Raw genomic sequence first — 20,369 nt, 5'->3', positions numbered from 1 at the left:
GATTGACGGGTGGCAGAACCTGATACCCAATATCAATAACCTGTACATGACCCTGCTGATGACCTCGGCAATGCTGCTTATCGAATTAGCGATAATGAAAGTGATGTACCCCAACGGAAAGATTGAATTGGTCGATAGCCATCATCTCGGTTGCCGTTGGCATCTTTTCATGGTTTGGTATCAGGGAACAAATCAATGTCGGGGACAAGCAGTTTGCAAAGGGTATGATACCCCATCACGCAGCAGCCATATTGATGTCAGAAAAGGCACATCTGACCGACCCGGAACTGATAGAGCTGCAAAAAAACATACTTAAGACCCAAGCGGAAGAAATTGAACTGATGAAGCGCAAGCTAAAAGAGTTTCAAGAAAGTAAATAATAAAATTTCAAAAAACAGTTTCGACATGAGCAAAATAATAATTGGCTTTATTTCCTTATCAGCCCTGCTATTCACCGCTTGCGGGCAGGCAGGGTCAAATAAGAATGAAGCGGAACAGCATCATTCGCAGGCAACTCCGGAAAGCCACGGGCATAGTACCCAAATAGGTGAATTGGTTCCATCGGATGAAGTCTGTATGGTCAACGATGCCTATATGGGCAAAAAGCAGTTTGACGTAAAATTTGGCGGTAAAACCTACTACGGATGCTGCGAAATGTGCAAGGAGCGCATTCCAAAGGATGCCAGCGTGCGGGTAGCAACAGACCCCTATTCCCATAAGCAGGTAGACAAAGCTCTTGCGGTGATTGCCGTTACGGGAAACAACGGTGAAGTATCCTACTTTGAAAGCAGGGATAACTACACCAATTATTTAAAAAAGCAAAAACAGTAATTAACTTTTAAAATTAACTAACGATGAAATATGTAATCTCAACCGTTCTTGGTATCGCCGTATTTATATTATCGGCATGTAACGGCAATTCAGAAAAGAAGAACAGCTCTGCCGAAGCCCATACGGACACTACGGCACATGCCAATCATACTGCAAGCGCAGAGCCGACCATACCGGGTCTGTTCGGGCAGTACGGGAAGTTGGTGTCCGCTCTTTCTTCAGATGATGACAAGGAGGCGGTATTTGCGGCGCAGGGCTTGGTAAAGACACTTTACAGCTTGGATACGACCCGTTTTAATGCAGAGCAGCTAAAGGCTTATAAGGACATCTCCGCCAGCATAGAGGAAAATGGCGTGCATATAGCCGCCAACTTGGGCAGCATCCAACACCAAAGGGAACACCTTGTCATGTTGGGCGAAGACTTTTACGATTTGGCCAAATCGTTCGATTTGGGCAAACCCGTATATAAGATAGCCTGTCCCAAATTTAACGATGGAAAAGGGGCATTTTGGTTAAGCGAAACAAAGGAAATCAAAAACCCGTACTACGGTGCTAAGATGCCGGGCTGTGGCTCCGTAACGGAAACTATTACAAAGAACTGATATGTCCATAAAAAAGAAAATCATATTGGGGCTGGCTGTTATCCTCATCGGCATACAGTTCTTTCAACCGTTACAGAACCAGGCTGATGAAGTGCCAGCCACCCATATCGAAAGGGTGTACGCCGTTCCCCAGAATGTAAAGGCTATCCTTGTCCAGTCCTGTTATGACTGCCATAGCAACAATACCCGTTATCCGTGGTACAGCCGTATCCAGCCCGGAGCATGGTACATGGCTGAGCATATAAAAAAGGGCAAAGAAGAACTTAACTTTAGCGAGTTTGGTAATTATTCTGCTCGCAGGCAGCGTAACAAGTTCAGGGCTATGGCGGGGCAGGTAAAGGACGGAGAAATGCCCTTATCGTCATATACACTCATTCATCGTAATGCAGTAGTATCACAGGAGGATAAGCAGGTTTTGATAAAGTGGTTTGGCACAATGGAAGATAGTATTAAATAAATTTTTAAAATAATGAACAGATATAAGAAAATACCCATAAGAATACTGCAAACAGTGCTGATACTGCTTTGCACCCAAACGTTGTTTGCACAGAAAGTAGTGCATTACGACCTGTATGTAAAAGATACCCTTGTCAACTATGCAGGTAAGCAAAAGCGGGCGATTGCCGTAAACGGGCAAATCCCCATGCCCACCCTTACCTTTACCGAGGGCGACACTGCCGAAATAGTGGTGCACAACCAATTGAAAGAAAGCACATCACTTCACTGGCATGGTGTGTTCCTGCCCAATAAAGAAGACGGTGTGCCCTGGCTTACACAAAAACCCATCGCACCGGGCACAACCTACACCTACCGTTTTCCGATTATCCAGCATGGTACGCACTGGTACCATTCCCACTCAGGATTGCAGGAGCAGATTGGCATGTACGGAAGTTTTATCATGAAGAAAAGAAGCGATGATAAGACATTCAGAAAAGGAATTGACGATTTGCCGACCGTTCCAATTATATTAAGTGAGTGGACAAATCTTAACCCCGATAATATCAACCGTATGCTACACAATGCAAATGATTGGGCGGCCATTAAGAAAGGCGCAACACAATCATATGTTGAAGCTATTAAGGAGGGAAAATTAGGGGTAAAGGTAAGAAACGAGTGGAAGCGGATGCTGGCGATGGATGTCAGTGACATTTACTATGATAAAATCCTAATAAATGGTAGCCATAGCACCGATTTGAAAACAATTGATGGTAAAAAGCTAAAAGCAGGCGACAAAGTCAGATTGCGTGTTTCCAATGGAGGGGCGTCTTCATATTTCTGGCTACGGTATGCTGGAGGAAAAATTACAGTAGTAGCGAATGATGGGAATGATGTTGAGCCTGTAGAGGTGGACAGGTTAATCATTGCCGTTTCTGAAACTTACGATATTGTAGTGACTATCCCTCAAGATGGTTTGGCTTACGAGTTCTTAGCAACAACCGAAGACAGGACACAATCTGCGAGTTACTTTATAGGTGATGGGGTCAAACAGCTTATTTCTCCACTCCCACGATTGAAGTATTTCGAGGGGATGAAGATGATGAACGATATGATGAAAATGAATGGCGATTTGAACGATATGGGCATGAAGATGAGCCTTAACCAAATGGACATGAATGTAGTGATGTATCCCGAAATTACCGGAGATGCAACAAAAAAAGCAGACCACAGTAAGCATGAGGGTATGGATATGGATAACGACGCTAACCGTTACAACGCTAATGCCTTGGGAGACATCAAAACATTAAATTATGCTATGTTGCAATCACCTTATAACACCTCTCTTCCAAATGATGCGCCTGTAAAAGAGTTGAAATTCACACTTACTGGCAACATGAACCGCTATGTATGGAGCATGGATAATAAAATACTTTCGGAAACTGACAAAATACCTGTAAAAAAAGGAGAAATTCTACGGATTACCATTTATAATAATTCAATGATGCGGCATCCAATGCATCTTCACGGATTTGATTTCAGGGTGATAAACGGAAAAGGCGAAAAATCGCCGCTTAAAAATGTGTTGGATATCATGCCTATGGAAATAGATACCATTGAGTTTTTAGCAAATGAGGAAGGTGATTGGTTCTTTCATTGCCATATATTATATCACATGATGGCGGGAATGAACAGGGTCTTTGAAGTTGGAGACTACAATAACCCCTATCTACCCGATAAGGCAAAAGCCTATAAAGAATTGCAAAGAGAAAGTAATATGCCTCATTTTATGGCACAAAACGATTTTGCAACCAATGGTAATGATGGAGAAGCTATGCTAATGAATGCACGCTACCAATTAGGTACAGAATGGCGTTTGGGCTACAATGATATGGACGGTTATGAAGTAGAAACTCATTTAGGACGATATATTGGTAAAATGCAATGGTTTATGCCATTCATAGGTTTTGACTGGCGTTACCGCAGACTCGGTATTGATCAGCACGAAAAGAATTTGTTTGGGCAAAGAAATGAGAAAGACATCCGCAGACAGTTTAGCTTAGGATTTATCTATACGCTGCCGATGCTGGTCAATTTTCAGGCAGAAGTATATCATGATGGAATTGTGAGATTGCAGTTACTGCGTGAAGATATACCAATTTCAAAAAGACTAAGAGGTGGTTTTATGGTCAATACAGATTTTGAGTATATGGCAGAGCTTAGGTATATTATCAATAAAAACATTGGCATTCGTACTCATTACGATAGCGATATGGGCTTTGGTGTGGGGCTGGCATTGACTTATTAAAATTAAATAACTAAGGGTTGTAAACTGCATAACCGTAAAAAAATATCGGTAAAAAAAAGGAGGTGATGCAGGTGTAATTCGCAAAGACTAACCTGCATCATACTACAACCCTTTAAAGTATGCAACAAAAATCTATCTATCGTTCCATCATCAATACGGTAGAGGTTGAATTTTTTTAAGCAGTAATTGCATCATAAGCTAATACGAACAGTGTTAGCTTTTCTGTATTAACCAATAATATATTACATCAAAATGAAGCGAATGGATAAATTTTACAATGAAACATATCTTAAATTGGAAACTGCAATCCAGGAACTGGAGATTGAAACCGACTGCCCCATAAAAAGAATTGAAGCCGTTATACACCATATCATACAAAGCCTTGCCGACTTAAAGGACTTTGTACTGAAAAATGACTTTAAGAATATGGAAGAAGAAATCCATTTTTTCAAGTATCAGAAACCTGTTATTGTTTCAAAGCTCATCTACTACAATGCCATCTATAAAATCGAAACAAGAAGACCCTACGGGAACAAGCGTACCAAGAAATATTTTACCAAAGAACTGAAAAAGCTAAAAAGGTTCTTTGAAAACAACCTTGATTTTTACAAGTATTAACGCAGCAATAATTCTTTCGTTGACGAAAAATTCTTTGTGCGTGGCAAGCACGATATAAGGCTGTGGTTAGACACATTTTATTTTGAAGCAGACCATCGTTTTTCTACTTCACACGATTATAAGGTTGCCAAGATTATTGCCAATGACCTGATACAAGTTTATTTGGAAGACAGGCTCAATAACATCAATGTGAAAAAGGGTTCCGATAATTCGTTCAAATGGACAGCAAGCAAAACAGCACTGACGGAACTCATATATGCACTATACTCCCACGGTGTATTTAACAATGGGAATACAGACATAAAATTGATTGCCAAAGCATTTGAAGATGCCTTTAATATTGAATTAGGCGATTTTTACCACACGTTTATGGAACTGAAAGCCCGTAAGATAAACCGAACCAAATTCCTTGACAGCCTGTGTGTAGCCCTAATAAAAAAAATGGACGAAAAGTAACGACTATTATAATACGCCACGAGGTGAATGAACGCCTTTTGTCCGTATAATGCTTTCCTGCACCTTTGGGGCTTCATTCTGCTTTTCTGCCTGCTCCGAAGCATCTTGTTTGGTTTCCGGCGTAATAGATAGCTGTATCTTTCTTTCTACGGCAGCCAGTTCCGTTTTAAGCTCACTCAATCGACTTTCCTTAGCCCAAGTACCGTTAACCACTTCCTGAAGTATCGGCAGGTCTTTTTGTATTTCAGCGATTTTCTCCTGCTCCTGCTTCACAAAGCCCGGCAGTTTTTCCAAAGCCCTTAAAAAATTCATTTCGGCGGTTTCGGGGTCTTTTGCCATCAGACCGTTATTGTAGGTGTACTTGATATTGCCCTCGCCAGTTATAAAAAATCTATTGACCCTTTCGAGTGTTGAATTATCCTTTGGAAGTTCTGTTTTAACCAATAATTGAAACCCGTAGAGGTTGCCTATTTCACGATAGTCGCCTGCCGTGCGGGCTTTGTTCGCAATCTCGTTCAGTTTTGCGCCTATTTGTTTCGGATTTGCATTGGGCGGCAAGCCATCTAACAGCACAGGGTTTTCGATTGTACCGTCCGAACGCTTTTGCAGGCGTTGCTGTAAGTTTTCCCAGTCGGTACTCATCCGGCTCAAACGGGATTGAGTGCTTTGCAACATTTCCATATAATCCTGTACCTTAAATTTGGCACTGGATTTAGAGCGGTTGAACGCCTGCTTTTCGCTTTCCAGTCCTGCAATCTGTTTTTCCAGTTTGGCTTTATCCAACAGGTCTGTATTTCCTGACAGGATTGCCACATATTCCGAAAAGTTCATTCCCGATTTTTCGTCCATACTTCCCTCGTCAATCGTTCTTTTGGTCAGGTTGTTAGTCTTTAACTGGTCGATGAAAAGCTGCTTATTATACAGCAGGTTGAATTTGTAACTGTCCAACGATTTTTCAACTGCATAGATAATCACAGCAACTTTATTATCGGCAAAGAATTTGGCAATCTCATTGCCTTTTCTGATTGCCCGCCCGTCCCTTTGGGCAAGGTCAGACGGTCGCCACGGTGTATCTAAATGATGAACGGCAACAGCTCTTTTCTGTGCGTTTACGCCAGTTCCAAGCATACTTGTAGAACCGAACAGTACACGGATTTTGCCCTCGTTCATTCCGTTGATAAGTTCCTTACGTTGCTTATCATTTTTCGCTTCCTGAATAAACCTTACTTCGTGCGCAGGTATGCCGTGGTCTTCCACGAGTTTGCGTTTTATTTCGGAGTACACGTTCCATTCGCCGGGCTTGTAGGTTCCCAAATCGGAGAAAACGAACTGCGTTCCTTTCTGTGAGTTGAACTGGTTGTAATACTTGGCGATATTTACCGCACAATGCGAAGCCTTGTTGTCGGGATGGTCACTTACCATACGCATATCGAGCGACATCTTACGGGCATAGTCCGTCGCAATGAGCATCTTTGCTGCTCGCCTAAAAACAGGACGGCGATGATGATTGTAAGGGCTACGCTTAGCTTATCAACGGCTGCCACCTGCGATACTTTTCCTAATTGCAGGGCTTTGAAATAGAATAGCCACGACAAACCTGTGGCTATTCCTGAAATAATAAGAAAAGTGATATTCTGTTTTGACAAAGTGCTAATTCCTTTTGCTTCGCCTCTTGCCATTACGATGCTCCATATCATTATCAATATGACCACCGTACGTATCCCGGTTGCAAGATTGGAATTGACGTTTGCTACGCCCAGCTTACCGAATATGGCGGTAAGTGCAGCAAACAAAGCGGATAATAAAGCATAAACTAACCACATAATAAACTGATTTAAAAATTCTGTACTAACCCGATACCGAAGCCTTTGTTCTGATAGTAAGGCATAACCAAAGTTGCCTTTTTCTTTTCCTTGCCAGTTAGCAAGCCATTGATTTTAGGAAAGAGCCAATAAGCCAGCTCACTTCCTCCGTTGATGCCTGCGTTATTGATAAGTACATCCAAAACCGAAACCTTGTTGCCTATTTCTTCCCGTGCCAGCCGTACCGATGCAGGGTCAGTAACATCTAGTTCTACGGCTTCTACATTTGAAAAGCCTTCTGCATTCAGTTTCTGAACTGCCTGCAAACCGTTCTCGATATTACGGCTTCCAATAAATACGAAAAATCCCTTTTCTAAAAGCTGTCTGGCAGTTTCAAAACCGATGCCTTTGTTTGCTCCTGTAATTAATACTGTTTTCATTTTTTGTAATTTTTAAATTTCAATACAAAATTGAGGTATTAGACAGCGGCATCATTTACCAAATGGTAAAAAGTGTATCAGCGGATGTTTTTCCGTATTCTGCTAAGAGATTGTTGTGTAACCCCTAAATAGGAAGCTATGTATGATAATGGAACACGGTTGGTCAATGAAGGATAATTTTCCAAAAATTCAAGGTATCTTGTTGTAGCGTCCTGCGAAATTACCGGGCCTTTCCTTGATTTTTGGTACATGCACAGCTGCACCATTTTATTTTTAATATTCTCCCAACCAACGATAATATGGGATAGTTCTTCCCAATTCTTCTTTGAAAATACGATAAGACTACAATCTGTAATAGCTTGCAAGTACTCAGATGACGTAGCATTCGCCTCGAAGTTGACATAATCACATACCAGGCTGTTTTCGCTGATGAAGCAACGGGTAATTTCTTCACCTTTATTATTGTAATAACAGCCACGAATAACTCCTTCTACTATAAACCCAACCTGCTTTGGAATTTTCCCCGCCTCAGAAAAATAATCCTCTTTTTTTAATTGCAGGATTTGTCCCTTGCTTATTACAAGTTCAATTTGCTGCTTGTTAAGATTTCCAAATTGCAGAATATATTCAATCAGTTCTTCCATATGTGCAAGTTAAAAATAATATCATTTGGCATATTTACCATTTGGTAAAAAATCAACTGTGATAGCTAATTATTGATTTATTAAAACCATCAAATAACTGCTCTTGTCCAGCCAAATGCTGCCTTCCAGTGCCAATGAGTACAATATAGAAAAATACGAAAAAAGACTTTATAAATTAGATTTTGAAATAAAAAACAAGTTGGATATGGAAGTCTTAGCAATACAAAAGTCCGCACTAGACGGAATGAAAAATGAGCTAAAAGCACTTTTGGAACTGACCGAAAATGCCACACAGAAATATACGCCCATTTTTAAAGAGGAACAGTGGCTTGATAACCAAGAAGTGTGCCTGATGATGAACATTACCAAACGGACTTTACAGACCTACAAAAGCAAAGGACTTTTACCGTATTCAAAACTGAACCGCAAAAATTATTATAAACGCTCGGATGTACAGACTTTGCTCGAAGCCAGACAGCCGGACAATACTACTGAAAATGGATTTATTCACGAATGATAGTGACGAAATCATTGCCCACAGGGAAATGATTACACAGCTACGCACCCGTATTGAAAGCATATTGAAAAACTACCGTCCTGTAATGAACGGTGAAATATATCTTTCAGGCGAAGACGTGTGTAAACTGTTACACATCAGCAGACGGACTTTACAGCAATATCGTGATGACCAAATACTCCCATACATCCAGATAGGCGGCAAAATCATTTTTAAGCAAACCGACCTTTTACGGATACTTGAACAAAACTATGTCTGCAATGGACAAAAGAACAAATAACGGATTTCAAGCAATCATATTTCTATATCGAAACGAGTTTAGTATCTTTGCTATGTAAAATATAGAAATACTTAAAGTGTTTTGCTTTAAGTCCCACATTGAAAACTGGTAATTTTTAGACAACGGGACGATAAGGAAGAACGCTCATGCCATAGGCGTGGGCGCTCGCTTATTCGTTGTCGGGTATACCAGTACCTCAATGTGCGGTAAGTGTAGTTGCCTGCGCTTTCTTTTTGTGCAGGAACTTCATCTAACTCAAAAAAAGGTAACGTATGAAAACTGGTACTGTACAAGAAACAATCTCCCTGTCTTTTATCAATGACAAAAGCCCTGTAACCGATAACATCTGCAAAGATCTCGCTGCATCTGGAATGGAAATCCTATCTAGGTCAGAAAGCATAGAAAACGGGTTATCACAGTTGTCTTCATTGAACAAAATCCCCAAAGTCTGTATTATTGACTTGGATTTTTACGACCAAAATGTGCTTAAACAGCTTCAAGAATTAAGGAAAGAGTACCCTGCAATCAAACTGGTTGCCCATAGCGATATTGATGATGAGAAAGTTGGGAAATCTCTTTTAGAGATTGGGTTTTCAAGTTATCTACTACTTGGAAGCGATGTTGATGATTTTGAAAGAGTAATAGAAACCGTTATCGGTATGGACAGTTAATCTGAGAAAGTTACGAATTTGTACAGTTTCTCCTTATGAAGATAATAATCTAAATTTTTATCAAATTTGAAATAATACATATCCTAATAAGGAACCGCCCAAAACTATAACAGCACTATTTAATTTTTTGTATCCAAAAGTTATTGCAATGCTCAAAACTGCAATTAACATCGTCCGCCAATCAGTAATAGTTTCTTTACCCATTTCGTAACACACCGCTATGATTATGGCTACCGATGCTACATTCACGGCATCTAAAAAGGAAGATAATCCTTTAGAATTTCGTAGCTTTTTCATTAACGGATTAAGCAGTGCCACAAAAACAAATGATGGCAGGAAAATGGCAATAGTTGAGATAATGGCTCCTGAAAGCCCATTGATTTGAAAGCCAATAAACGTTACCGATGAAAAAACAGGACCGGGTGTGAACTGTCCTACCGCAATGGCATCCATTAGTTGCTGTCTTGTGAGCAGACCTGTTGCAACCAATTCTGTATCTAAAAAGGCAAACAGCACATATCCGCTCCCATAAAGTATGGAGCCAATTTTAAGAAATGTCCAAAACAGTTTGGCATTTGTCGCTGTCCAAAAAGTTGTCTGTGTAATTTGAAGAAAGGTAAACGGAACAATACTTTGCAAAGTATCATTTTGCCTGTTCTGAACCGTGTGCAATCCAAATGCTAACAAACCTGCACCAAACATTAAATAAATTTCATTAACTCCAAACACCGCTGCGAACAAAACAGCAATACCAATAAGAGCTAAATTTATGGATTTGACAGATTGTTTTGCCAATGGATAAATTGCTGCCAGAATAATGGCTATTATAGCAGGTTTGATACCATAGATAAAAGGTTGTACTTCGGGTAGCTGTCCGTAAAGATTATATAAATATGCGAAAATTCCAGTGATAAATACGGCAGGCAGAATAAAGCATAAACCTGCTGTTAACAATCCTTTCCAACCGTCTTTATCATAGCCAATATGAATAGCCATTTCCGTGCTGTTAGGTCCTGGAATAAGGTTGGTAGCACCCAGTAGATCCAAAAAATGCTGTTCACTCATCCATTTTCGTTTAACCACCACTTCGTCACGCATCATGGCAATATGTGCTGCCGGACCTCCAAACCCTATAATACCTAACTTACCGAAAACTTTTGCGATTTCTTTTACGTTTACATTCTCTTGCATTTTAATTATCTTAATTCGACTTCATCTATTTGATTTAAAGTGTCCGGATTGAATACTTTCATTGTTATTTTTTTTCCCTCCACATAAAACAGGCAAAGTGCATTTTCCACGCTAAATGACTGGGTATGCTTACTCCATGGCAATACTTCCTGACCATAATAAGGAGCTCCTGCTGCACCATTATTGATTTGATAGATTGGGCGCGATACATTAAGTTTTTTATGCGGATAATTCTCGGGGTAAATTGGCATATCAGCCGTCAGTTTTAACCAGTTATAGTTATGTTCATCGCCTGTAAGCATCCCCACCACTTTCTTACTTTGATTAATCAAAATATCTAAATATTCATCTCTGCGTTCTATAATTCCTTTATCAACGGGCTTTCCTCCAATGTAGGGTCTTTTTTCGTTGTTACCGCTGTACCACATCACATCTTTACTGTGTCCTCCATTAGGAAATGCAGGAGTATGTTGTGTAAGAAAAATATGGTCAATATTCTTGTCTCTTTCCAATTTTGAGATCGTTTCACGAAGCCATTGAAGTTGGTTATCCATTAAATACCCATGCAACCCTCCGCTGGAAGCCGTTTGATTAGCAATGGAAGGTGCATACCAGTAATTGCTATTAAGGACAATCATCGCCACGTTTCCGTAGGTATAATAAAACACATTTTCCTTATAGGAAGGGAAGTCTATATTTTTAGGGTCAGGGTCATACTTGTTATCATCCTCGTTATCTGGACCATTTTCAGGATTTACAAATTCCTCTGCAAAAAGTGCTTCTGCTGATTGGGTCTCATAAGGAAAAGCATCAATAAATGCCTGTTGCTTGCCGTTTTCATCTTTAAAAATAAGACCTAATGCTTCATGATTACCCATACCTATATAAAAGGGCATGTAGTGCCAAAATGGTTCAATGGATTTTTTCCAGTTAGAATATTCCAGTCTCTGCTGTTCTTTACTGCTCAAATAGCCGTTAATCATATCACCGGTGAATTGCATAAAGCGCACGTCCTTCATGTGAGCAAGTGCAGCCATTTTTTTCATTATGTAGGCGTTGGCTCCAAGGATTTTCCGTTCACCTCCACCTGTAGCATGGCGGCTGTCGCTTGCATAACCAAATACGAACGCTTCTCTGCTGCCTTTAGATGGTGCAGTTTTAAGATGATACGATTGCGATTGTATCCCATATTTTACCTTATAGTTGTGCTTTGTATTTGGGGTAAGTCCTGCTATATTCCAGCGATGCAGCGTTGTTTCGTGCTCATCTTTATAAACTTTGCCATTGATTTCAATTTCGGCCTTTACGGGATGTGTGGTTTTGCACCAGATTACAGCAGAGTTATCAGTAAGCATATTTACAAAAGGTCCTTCATAAATTGCCGGTATGACTTCAAATGGTCCTTCACCTTTTAAAGCAATTATGCCATCAAACAAAAGCATACCCTGCTCATCAGCAATTCGGTAGCCAAGGTTCAGGTACCCATTTTTCTTCCAGTCTACAAAATCATACGGATACTTGAAATCCTCTTTTATATTGAGCTCTATTTTACCGTCTTCAATTTTGACGGTTTTTCGATATACGGGAAGGGGATGCGGAACTTTTCCGTAAGGGATCAAGCCATAGGTTACCGTGCCTTTTAAAGTCCCAAAATCCATCTGAACCCCATTTTCAGTAGCTTCCGGTTTACCAAGAAGTTGTTCGATCGTTAGTGGATTTTTAAATTCTTCAGCAAAGTATTTTTCACCCTTATTTTCAAAATATAATCTTCCATTAGTATCATAGCCCAGGTTACTGTATGTAGCAGGAATTTTAGGAAGTTGTGCCATTGCTGTTGTAGCAAACATTAACGCAATAGCAGAAAATAGTATCTTATTCATATAAATTGTCTAAAATGATATGTTATATTTAAGTGATTGAAATTGTCCTATTTATTTAGGAATATTTGTCAAGCTATCTATCGACCAACGACCTCCACCTTTTATCAATAGAAAGATACTACCCAAAAGCATCGCCCAGTCTGTACGACTTCCATGCATCATTTCCCAAAATCCTTTTTCTGCTAAAACTTCTGATTTAGTTGTTGCAATAGCAACGAACATAATAATGATAAGAGGAATGCTCACCAATCTTGTCAGAAGTCCAATAAGAATTAAAAATCCACAAACAATTTCAAAGCTGCCAACGAACGGACCCAAAAACTCAGGATTAGGCAGACCTATTTTTGCAAAACGTCCTGCACCTAAGGTGTCTGCAAATAAAAACTTCTGTATTCCTTCCGAAAGAAATACGGCACCTACCATCAGTCGAATAAGTATGGTAGTTTTTGATAGGTTTGTCTTAGTTATTTTTTGAAACATCATGATTAAATAGTTTTATGAATTTTGGATTGTATATTTTATATAAATGGGCTACCATCCCTGCAATAAGCATACTTAAAATAGCTGGAACTAAAATATCAGCGGGATAGTGTACGCCTAAATAAATCCTGCTCAAACTGACAAAAATTGCCCATGGGATGAGAATAATTGGGAGCCATTTCAGATTTTGTTTAGTTAATATGGTTAAATAAAATGCCAAAGCAAAGACATTGGCAGCATGAGAAGAAATAAAACCGAACTTGCCGCCACGATAATTGTTTACTATATGTAGCTCACCTTCCAATGCTGGATTATGACTTGGACGCAGCCTTTCAAATAGTGGTTTAAATATGCCGGAAGCCAACTGATCACTCATTGTGATGAGCAATACGATTAATAAAATCATTAGGATGGCATCCTTTTATACTTCCAGATAAGCAAAATTATCAGTGCAACATAAAAAAGAAGCCAAGTGTATTTGCCGCTGGCAAACCACATTACTTCGTCCCAAAATTCGTTGTGGCTTCCATTTAGCCATAATAGAATATTTGTATCTATCTGTTTGATATCCTCAAGCATTATTTTCTGATGGGTGATTGTCTTTCTGTCGGAGTTTTTACAGTAAAAAAAGGTACTTTTTCCATTGCATGACAGCTAACTCAGCTATTGGTAAGTACTTGGAAGTTCTTATTAAAAACAACTGTATCCTTTTTTTTTTAGTGCCTCTTTCATTTGGGGGAGTGTAACGGTTAGAAAATGCTGTGCGGATTGTGCCCGTTTAGGCCTTCTTTCCAATCCATTTTCTATCGCCTTTTGGATTTTTTCCAATTGATAATCAGCATACTCCCAGTTTTCGTCTTGTCCTGCCCAATATAATTCCTGATAACGATATCCGGTTTCAACCTTTGCCATGTCAAATCCACGAAATTGATTTTCTATCGTTTCAAGTTTCTCCTGCTCGTTTCCTTTTATCCACTGTCCTTCAACAGCTTCTTGTTTTTGATTACAAGCTGAAAAAAAAGAAAGTATAAATAAAAATGTCAAATATTTCATAACCTGTATTTTACGCCATACAAATCTCGTACAATACAAACTATCACATACGGTATATTTGAAAATAAAACGGTATGATTTAGGTATTCCGGAAGGTTTGTGGCGTAAGACCTGTGTACCGTTTGAAATATTTTACAAAATGGGAAGTGTCATTAAAATTTAAACTATAGGCAATTTCAGAAACACGACTTTCTGTATACATTAATTGCCTCTTTGCCTCACTTATCATATGTTCAGCAATTACCTCTGTAGCTGATTGGTCTAGTGTTTTACGACAAATAGCATTGAGATTTTGTGGTGTCGTATGGAGCTTTTCTGCATAGTGAGCAACATTGTTTCGAAGGTCGTTTGGTTGGTTGAGCAATTCCCTGAAAACTGTAATTACATCATCGGTTTTACTCGTTTTATTAGTCAAAGGTTTTGCTGAAATCAATATTTTAGCAAATAGTGCCTTCAATAATCCTTCGGTAACGGTAAAGTCTTTCTCTGTAGTGAGCAGTTGAAATATAGTATCTATACTTTCTGTTTCTTTCAGATAGATGCAACTTAATTCGCTGAGTTTGGATAAAAGACTTTTCAGCTCACTGTCCATCGATTGGTCGAGAAATCCCTTCTTTAAAAGCAGAACAAAGCCGTCAGGTGTATCTGTCATATCCCAATGATGTACCTGTTCTTTACGAACAAAAAATACGGTGGGTGGCTTAATTGAAAATGAAGTATGGTCGATGGTGTGGAAACCGCTTCCTTCTCTTAAATAAATAATTTCAAAATAGCTGTTGTGTTTGTGCGGTTCGGTCTTGCGAATTTCTTTCCGGAACGGTGCAGCTTTTAATAATGCTGCCGCTTCAATTTTGGTTTTTATATAAATAGAATTTTTCAATTTGCTGGAACTTCAATATTGTCTTTATAAAATTAACTATAATACCTCTTTTTTAACCACAAACTTGCCCTAACCAAAAGTATCAGAACAGGGACCTCAACCAGTGGGCCGATAACGCCAACAAATGCCTGTGGCGAATGAATACCGAAAACCGCTATAGATACGGCGATTGCCAATTCAAAATTATTACCTGTAGCAGTAAAAGCGATTGATGCGTTCTTGTCGTAAGGAAGTTTCAACAATTTATTGATAAAGAAGCTCACGAAAAACATCAATACAAAATAGATGATTAAGGGTATGGCTACTTTTATCACATCCATTGGTAACTCTACTATTTTGTCGCCTTTCAAGCTAAACATCAATACGATAGTAAAGAGTAAAGCATACAAAGTAATAGGCGATATTTTGGGTATGAATGTTCTGTTATACCATTCAATTCCTTGGGTTTTGACTAAAAAATAACGACTTAAAAAACCTGTCAAAAACGGAATTCCTAAGTATATCAATACGCTTTCTTTTACGTCTTTCATAGATACACTTACGTTGAAATTGGCTAAACCTAATTTTGCTGGTAATACATTGATGAACAGCCAAACCAAAAAACTGTAACTCAATATCTGAAAGATACTATTTAAAGCAACCAACATAGCTGTATATTCTCTGTTGGCTTTTGCCAAATCACTCCATACAATAACCATGGCGATACACTTGCTAAGCCTATCAGTATTAAGCCTGTCATATAATCGGGCTCGTTGCGTAAAAACAAAACAGCTAATCCGAACATTAATACTGTACCGATTACCCAATTCAACAATAAGGATATGCCGATTACTTTTTTATCCTTAAAACGCGTTAGGTAGCAAGGAATAATCCACTTTTGCCAATGGTGGGTACATCATCAGTATTAATCCTATTGCTAAGGGAATATTGGTAGTACCTACTGACAAGCTGTTTGTAACATTGGAAATTGTGGGAAAGAAATGACCCAATCCTACACCTAATGCCATGGCAAGGAATATCCATAAGGTCAGGTAACGGTCAAGAAATTTTAGTTTTGGTTGCATAGGTTATCGGCTGATTTTTGAAAAGACATAAAACATTTCGCCTGCTATCTGTAAACTCCTTTCTGCATATACCATTAATTGCTCCGGTGTATTATCTGAAATTTTAGGGTCTTCAAAAGTGATGGGAATTCTTTTTTCTGCTCCTGCTATAAAAGGGCAACCACCGTCTGCCTGCGAACAGGTCATAATAGCTGCGAACGCTGAAACCGGATTAAAAGGGCTATCGTATTTTTTGGAAAAACCGATTATTGGTAAAGCATTTTCACTGTACTTTATAGCATATACAGGATTATGTGTGTCTGCAATTTTGAAGATGCTAAAACCTTGATTAGCCAATGTTTCTGCCACTTTCGGAAATAGTGCTGTTTCTTCCGTTCCGCCGGAAAAGCAATGTACATTTGCAATATTGAAGTACGCACTGGCTACTTGTGCCCAAACCTGAGACAAATGGCTTCTGCGGGAATTATGGGTGCAAATGAAGTTGATATTTATTTCCCGCTTATGAGCTGTTTTTTGCTGTACAAAATCGATCAGTGGCTGTAATATAGTTTTACGTTCTTCGCTAATGTTTTGCTTTTGTACTTGTTCGATTGTTTTTGATAATACTGAATACATAATGGGGGATTTAATTTTTATGGAAACTACAGAACACGAAATTCTGATCGGTATCAAATGGTGTCGTATGATTAACGGTTATACAATTGATTTTCTCAAAGGAGTTTTCAAATAATTTCGACAAGCTACTATCCGAATATTGCTTGATATCTATGCCACTACATTTTGTGGGACCTTGTTCAGAAAAGGTTCCCATCACTAAAATGCCATCCGGGGCAATTGCTTTGGTCGTAGTCTGTATATAATTTTCTATTTCGTGGTTCTCCGTCAGGAAATGAAACGCTGCCCTGTCGTGCCAAAAGTCGTATTGCTGAGTGGGTACAAAATCTGAAATATCTGAAATAATCCAGTGTACCTTGTTGGCTTTACTGCCTAATCTTTCCTTTGCCCGTTGGATAGCGGCATTGGAAATATCCAATACGGTAATATCGACATAACCTAAATCAAGTAGGTAGTCAACCAAAAAGCTGTCTCCTCCGCCAATATCAATAATTTTTGCACTCTTCGGTAAGTTGAATTGATGAAAAAAATTTAATGAAGTTTCTGGATTGGGCTGATACCAACTCACTGTTTCTAAAGGTTTACTCTCGTAAATATTTTCCCAATGGGATTTTCGATTGAAATGTTCCATATTTATTTTATGATTAACAACATCCGCCACCTGGTGTGCAAGTATTGGTTTGATTTACGTTCAATTCTATTAAATTTTGCTTTTCTGACGGAATACCGCAAGCATCTTCTGCCAAACAAGCTGTAGTTTTGTTTTTCAGGACAAATGTTTTTCCGATGAACTCTAAATCATATTTTCCAATGGTATTGCTTTGGTATTCTACTTCAATTTCGGCATCTTCCATACCTAACTTTTTTTCCGAAAGCTTAATGATGTTTAAAAGTTTGGTGGGTTTTAAACGATGTTCAAGGTCATTGGCATTCCATAGTTGAAAGCTTACCACTTTTTCGGCACGAATTACGCCACCGCAGTCGATAAAATTTTTAGTTATTTGCCCCACTTCGGTAACGTGGAAATGTTCGGGTACAAAAGTTCCATTTTCTAATTGGAATTCAACATTTTCCAATGTCGGAAGGATTTCTTTGATTTCTGATAGTTTCATATTGTTGATATTATTTTAGTAAATGATATATTGCAATGTAGCGATATATGAAGGCTTTAAAAAAATGCCTTAACAGCATTTTTCAATGATTATATCATCCACAAAGAAAGTATTGAGTTCATTTTTAACTTGTTGCCAAACTGTCTCATTGATGCAGTAGCATACACTTGTCCCTTCAATATTTCCTTTAATGATGCCAATGTTCTTTAATTCTTTCAAATGCTGTGAAATGGTGGCCTGTGCCAATCCCAATTCTTCAACCAAATCATTACAGATACAGGCATTCTGCTTGATGATATATTGTAAAATGGCAATTCTTGCAGGATGCGCCAGTGCTTTCAAAGTAATAGCTAAATGATTTTGCTCTTCTGTAAATATTTCAGTCTTCGTGACACCCATTTGTTTTTTTATTTATATCGCAATATTACGATAATATATCAAAAACTGCAATAGCTTTATAAAAAATATTGTTGAAATGCATTGATAAGACAAGAAGGTCTCTCTGTAGAGATAGTTTGGTAACTCGTCTTATTGAAAAATAGGGTTACATTATTTCTTTAAATTTGATAATAAACCTTAATTATCTTATCATTTTCTATTACAAATTGGATCTGTTCATATTTTTGAAATGGTCGATCTTCTGAGTTTAATGATTTGGGGAAATACTTAACACCAATAGTTACGTTTGGTAAGTTGAAATTCCAGGATGATCGAATTTTAAAATCCTTGCCACACAATTGTTGTTCGGATGATTTCAAATATTCTCTGAATTTCGAAAGACCTTCGGTTTCAAATATAGTTTTCCAGTTTTTGCGTTCTTCAAAAGTGATATTCTCGTCAAGATTTTTCAGGATACTACTTTCGTCGGAACTGTTGCAAGCCTTTATAAAATCCCTGATGATTTTTCGCGGTATCTTTTGAATTTCTCTGATTTTTTTCTTTTCATTTTCAAGGTAAAAAGCAAAATCATTATCTACCAACTTACGCATCTTATCGCATCCAAAATGAAATGCCTCTATCTTAGATTTATAAAGTCGATCTTTGAAAAAATCAGTATCATCATTCACATTATTTTTAAACTCATTCAGTAATAGGAAGCCTTTTTCATTCGTTGCTTCATTAATACCATCTATAATGTTTACTTGATAAAACTGTTCTTTGTCTCCAAATAAAACTTTTACCTTGGGGTTAAAATTCGGGGTTTTCTGAACCGATTTTTTTATCAGATATTTTGTCTCATCTAAAGGATTTTCAATTCTTCTTCCCCAGCCATCAGTAGATAGTTCAGATTGATATCTTGAAATTTGTAACCTTATTTCCTTCCTGCCTTTCTCAAGGTCAGTGGTAAATTCATACTCTGGAAAACTGTTTAATATTAAAGTATCCAACTCCCATTCCTCATAATCACTTGTAGTTTTTTATTTGAAAACCTTCTTCAAATTCCAAGACATAAACAGGAAATCTAAAATTATTCTCGATAATTTTTTGTTGTATTAAATCAATATCTGTTTTTCGATTGACTATTATGCTGATTTCGGTTTTTATCATTGATATATTGGTATTATTTAGGAGTTCCAAATTTAATCAATTTAGACTGCTCTCCAGATATAACCTGCGGCGTTCTTTTGCTTCTTTTCTTTGGTCGCCAATGTGGCAAGAAAAGAAGTTCCTTAAAACAACGAAAGGGATAATGAATATCCCTCAAATAATGTCGCAACCTGTTTGGTAAAATGTGCCGGAATGGATGGTGGGTAGGTATCCCATTTTGCCGCCCGATTTTCCAATCAGGCGACTTTTATAGGGTGGGTGCGGAAATCTTTCAGGTTGTGAAAAAAAACTCTGTATGGTGTCAAACCGTTACGGAACAAGCCCCATAACAACGAACAACCCATCTGCACCAATGAGGAATTGATAAACAAGTCCTGCTTTTCCAAGGCTTCGGTAAGGGAACAACTCGGTGTATCGTCATCCACTTCGGACTGTTTAAGCAGTTCGCCAAATTCATCCGTAACCATGGCAGGCTTGCCACCGTTTCGTATTTCTCTGAATTGGGTTGGCGAATTTTTCCTATGGTAGATAGTAAAACCTGCCCTGTATGTTTGCTGTTGCCAAAGTCTAACCAATAGCGTGGGCGGTTGGAATAGGCTCTTCCGTTGCCCAATTCACTTAATATATCCGCAATTTCAAATCTTGCTTTTACGCTATCTACACAGGAAATATAAATACTTGCTCCGACGTTATCGGGAAATTTGCCGTTATTGTCTTTTTCAAATTTCCTTGCTACTGCTTTCCAGTTCGTACCTGAGAAGCGATTTATACGGTTAATGATAGCAACGGATTTGTACAAACCGACCTCACTTTCTGCAAAACGCTGTCTTCCTAAATTGGCTTGGGTAATTACATCATAATCCCAAAGACGAATAAACAACCCTGCGTGTCCTAACTCGTTTAGGCTGTGGTTCATTTCAAGCAAGGCAGTCATTACTTTTT

Annotated in this window: 24 protein-coding genes and 2 pseudogenes; 9 read left to right on the top strand and 17 right to left on the bottom strand. The window is 38.5% G+C overall.

Translation table 11 applies throughout. The annotated features are described in order from the left end of the window. Window positions 1–224: 224 nt before the first annotated feature. The 6 genes and pseudogenes from DTA23_RS29610 to DTA23_RS21135 all read left to right on the top strand — a co-directional run bounded on the left by DTA23_RS29610 (window position 225) and on the right by DTA23_RS21135 (window position 5,250). Window positions 225–380 (top strand): DUF305 domain-containing protein, encoded by a 156-nt coding sequence (locus tag DTA23_RS29610; protein ID WP_370445162.1) that lies wholly within the window; start codon window positions 225–227, stop codon window positions 378–380. Window positions 381–405: 25 nt separating this feature from the next. Beyond that, a complete protein-coding gene (locus DTA23_RS21155; RefSeq protein ID WP_088162397.1) occupies window positions 406–831 on the top strand; it encodes a hypothetical protein in 426 nt (141 codons plus the stop codon). A gap of 23 nt (window positions 832–854) precedes the next feature. Then, on the top strand, window positions 855–1,433 hold the full coding sequence (locus DTA23_RS21150) for a DUF3347 domain-containing protein (protein ID WP_088162398.1): 579 nt from the start codon (window positions 855–857) through the stop codon (window positions 1,431–1,433). 1 nt (window position 1,434) lies between these two features. After that, window positions 1,435–1,890 (top strand): heme-binding domain-containing protein, encoded by a 456-nt coding sequence (locus DTA23_RS21145; protein WP_112375941.1) that lies wholly within the window; start codon window positions 1,435–1,437, stop codon window positions 1,888–1,890. 12 nt (window positions 1,891–1,902) lie between these two features. Then, window positions 1,903–4,176 (top strand): multicopper oxidase family protein, encoded by a 2,274-nt coding sequence (locus DTA23_RS21140; protein WP_112375940.1) that lies wholly within the window; start codon window positions 1,903–1,905, stop codon window positions 4,174–4,176. A gap of 252 nt (window positions 4,177–4,428) precedes the next feature. Then, window positions 4,429–5,250 (top strand): annotated as a pseudogene (locus tag DTA23_RS21135) (RteC domain-containing protein). Between the two features lie 6 nt (window positions 5,251–5,256). Here DTA23_RS21135 and DTA23_RS21130 read toward each other — a convergent pair. The 4 genes from DTA23_RS21130 to DTA23_RS21115 form a co-directional block, all read right to left on the bottom strand. Continuing rightward, window positions 5,257–6,720: a helicase C-terminal domain-containing protein gene (locus DTA23_RS21130; RefSeq protein WP_239468825.1), complete on the bottom strand. Its 1,464-nt coding sequence runs from the start codon at window positions 6,718–6,720 to the stop codon at window positions 5,257–5,259. Next, window positions 6,666–7,073, bottom strand: a complete 408-nt coding sequence (locus DTA23_RS21125) for an EamA family transporter (RefSeq protein ID WP_088162401.1) — start codon at window positions 7,071–7,073, stop codon at window positions 6,666–6,668. The genes DTA23_RS21130 and DTA23_RS21125 overlap by 55 nt, the downstream gene beginning before the upstream one ends. 11 nt (window positions 7,074–7,084) lie before the next feature. Beyond that, window positions 7,085–7,492 (bottom strand): SDR family NAD(P)-dependent oxidoreductase, encoded by a 408-nt coding sequence (locus DTA23_RS21120; protein WP_198385961.1) that lies wholly within the window; start codon window positions 7,490–7,492, stop codon window positions 7,085–7,087. 77 nt (window positions 7,493–7,569) lie between these two features. Beyond that, window positions 7,570–8,136 carry a Crp/Fnr family transcriptional regulator gene (locus tag DTA23_RS21115; protein WP_088162402.1) on the bottom strand — a complete coding sequence of 189 codons (567 nt, stop codon included), beginning with the start codon at window positions 8,134–8,136 and terminating at the stop codon, window positions 7,570–7,572. Between the two features lie 205 nt (window positions 8,137–8,341). Here DTA23_RS21115 and DTA23_RS21110 point away from each other — a divergent pair, with 205 nt between their 5' ends. The 3 genes from DTA23_RS21110 to DTA23_RS21100 all read left to right on the top strand — a co-directional run bounded on the left by DTA23_RS21110 (window position 8,342) and on the right by DTA23_RS21100 (window position 9,604). Further along, window positions 8,342–8,653, top strand: a complete 312-nt coding sequence (locus DTA23_RS21110; RefSeq protein WP_026706479.1) for a helix-turn-helix domain-containing protein — start codon at window positions 8,342–8,344, stop codon at window positions 8,651–8,653. After that, on the top strand, window positions 8,634–8,933 hold the full coding sequence (locus DTA23_RS21105; protein WP_088162403.1) for a helix-turn-helix domain-containing protein: 300 nt from the start codon (window positions 8,634–8,636) through the stop codon (window positions 8,931–8,933). Before DTA23_RS21110 ends, DTA23_RS21105 begins: the two co-directional genes overlap by 20 nt. A 272-nt stretch (window positions 8,934–9,205) precedes the next feature. After that, window positions 9,206–9,604: a response regulator gene (locus DTA23_RS21100; RefSeq protein WP_049038343.1), complete on the top strand. Its 399-nt coding sequence runs from the start codon at window positions 9,206–9,208 to the stop codon at window positions 9,602–9,604. Between the two features lie 60 nt (window positions 9,605–9,664). On the opposite strand, the gene chrA is transcribed toward DTA23_RS21100, so the two are convergent. The 13 genes and pseudogenes from chrA to DTA23_RS21035 all read right to left on the bottom strand — a co-directional run bounded on the left by chrA (window position 9,665) and on the right by DTA23_RS21035 (window position 20,361). After that, entirely contained in the window at window positions 9,665–10,795 is a 1,131-nt protein-coding gene (gene chrA, locus DTA23_RS21095) for a chromate efflux transporter (protein ID WP_088162404.1), read from the bottom strand. Window positions 10,796–10,800: 5 nt separating this feature from the next. After that, window positions 10,801–12,675: a metallophosphoesterase family protein gene (locus DTA23_RS21090; RefSeq protein ID WP_112375939.1), complete on the bottom strand. Its 1,875-nt coding sequence runs from the start codon at window positions 12,673–12,675 to the stop codon at window positions 10,801–10,803. Window positions 12,676–12,726: 51 nt separating this feature from the next. Further along, a complete protein-coding gene (locus DTA23_RS21085; RefSeq protein WP_232475580.1) occupies window positions 12,727–13,158 on the bottom strand; it encodes a DoxX family protein in 432 nt (143 codons plus the stop codon). After that, window positions 13,136–13,561, bottom strand: coding sequence for a phosphatase PAP2 family protein (locus DTA23_RS21080; protein WP_204991006.1), 426 nt, complete (start codon window positions 13,559–13,561; stop codon window positions 13,136–13,138). The genes DTA23_RS21085 and DTA23_RS21080 overlap by 23 nt, the downstream gene beginning before the upstream one ends. A 284-nt stretch (window positions 13,562–13,845) precedes the next feature. Then, window positions 13,846–14,208 (bottom strand): hypothetical protein, encoded by a 363-nt coding sequence (locus DTA23_RS21075; RefSeq protein ID WP_198385962.1) that lies wholly within the window; start codon window positions 14,206–14,208, stop codon window positions 13,846–13,848. A gap of 79 nt (window positions 14,209–14,287) precedes the next feature. Beyond that, window positions 14,288–15,088 carry a helix-turn-helix domain-containing protein gene (locus tag DTA23_RS21070; RefSeq protein ID WP_112375938.1) on the bottom strand — a complete coding sequence of 267 codons (801 nt, stop codon included), beginning with the start codon at window positions 15,086–15,088 and terminating at the stop codon, window positions 14,288–14,290. 32 nt (window positions 15,089–15,120) lie between these two features. Then, window positions 15,121–16,152 (bottom strand): annotated as a pseudogene (gene arsB, locus DTA23_RS21065) (ACR3 family arsenite efflux transporter). Between the two features lie 3 nt (window positions 16,153–16,155). Beyond that, window positions 16,156–16,767, bottom strand: coding sequence for an arsenate-mycothiol transferase ArsC (locus tag DTA23_RS21060; RefSeq protein WP_088162410.1), 612 nt, complete (start codon window positions 16,765–16,767; stop codon window positions 16,156–16,158). A gap of 10 nt (window positions 16,768–16,777) precedes the next feature. Next, window positions 16,778–17,398, bottom strand: a complete 621-nt coding sequence (locus DTA23_RS21055) for a class I SAM-dependent methyltransferase (RefSeq protein ID WP_088163685.1) — start codon at window positions 17,396–17,398, stop codon at window positions 16,778–16,780. Between the two features lie 13 nt (window positions 17,399–17,411). After that, window positions 17,412–17,879, bottom strand: a complete 468-nt coding sequence (locus DTA23_RS21050; protein WP_088162411.1) for a DUF6428 family protein — start codon at window positions 17,877–17,879, stop codon at window positions 17,412–17,414. Window positions 17,880–17,948: 69 nt separating this feature from the next. Beyond that, entirely contained in the window at window positions 17,949–18,278 is a 330-nt protein-coding gene (locus DTA23_RS21045) for an ArsR/SmtB family transcription factor (RefSeq protein ID WP_088162412.1), read from the bottom strand. Between the two features lie 158 nt (window positions 18,279–18,436). Then, a complete protein-coding gene (locus tag DTA23_RS21040; RefSeq protein ID WP_218565434.1) occupies window positions 18,437–19,267 on the bottom strand; it encodes a hypothetical protein in 831 nt (276 codons plus the stop codon). Window positions 19,268–19,728: 461 nt separating this feature from the next. After that, on the bottom strand, window positions 19,729–20,361 hold the full coding sequence (locus DTA23_RS21035) for a ThiF family adenylyltransferase (RefSeq protein ID WP_256604545.1): 633 nt from the start codon (window positions 20,359–20,361) through the stop codon (window positions 19,729–19,731). Window positions 20,362–20,369: the final 8 nt, after the last annotated feature.

This window comes from Sphingobacterium multivorum (assembly GCF_900457465.1).
GTDB lineage: Bacteria > Bacteroidota > Bacteroidia > Sphingobacteriales > Sphingobacteriaceae > Sphingobacterium > Sphingobacterium multivorum.
This window is presented reverse-complemented; position numbering and strand designations above follow the sequence as displayed.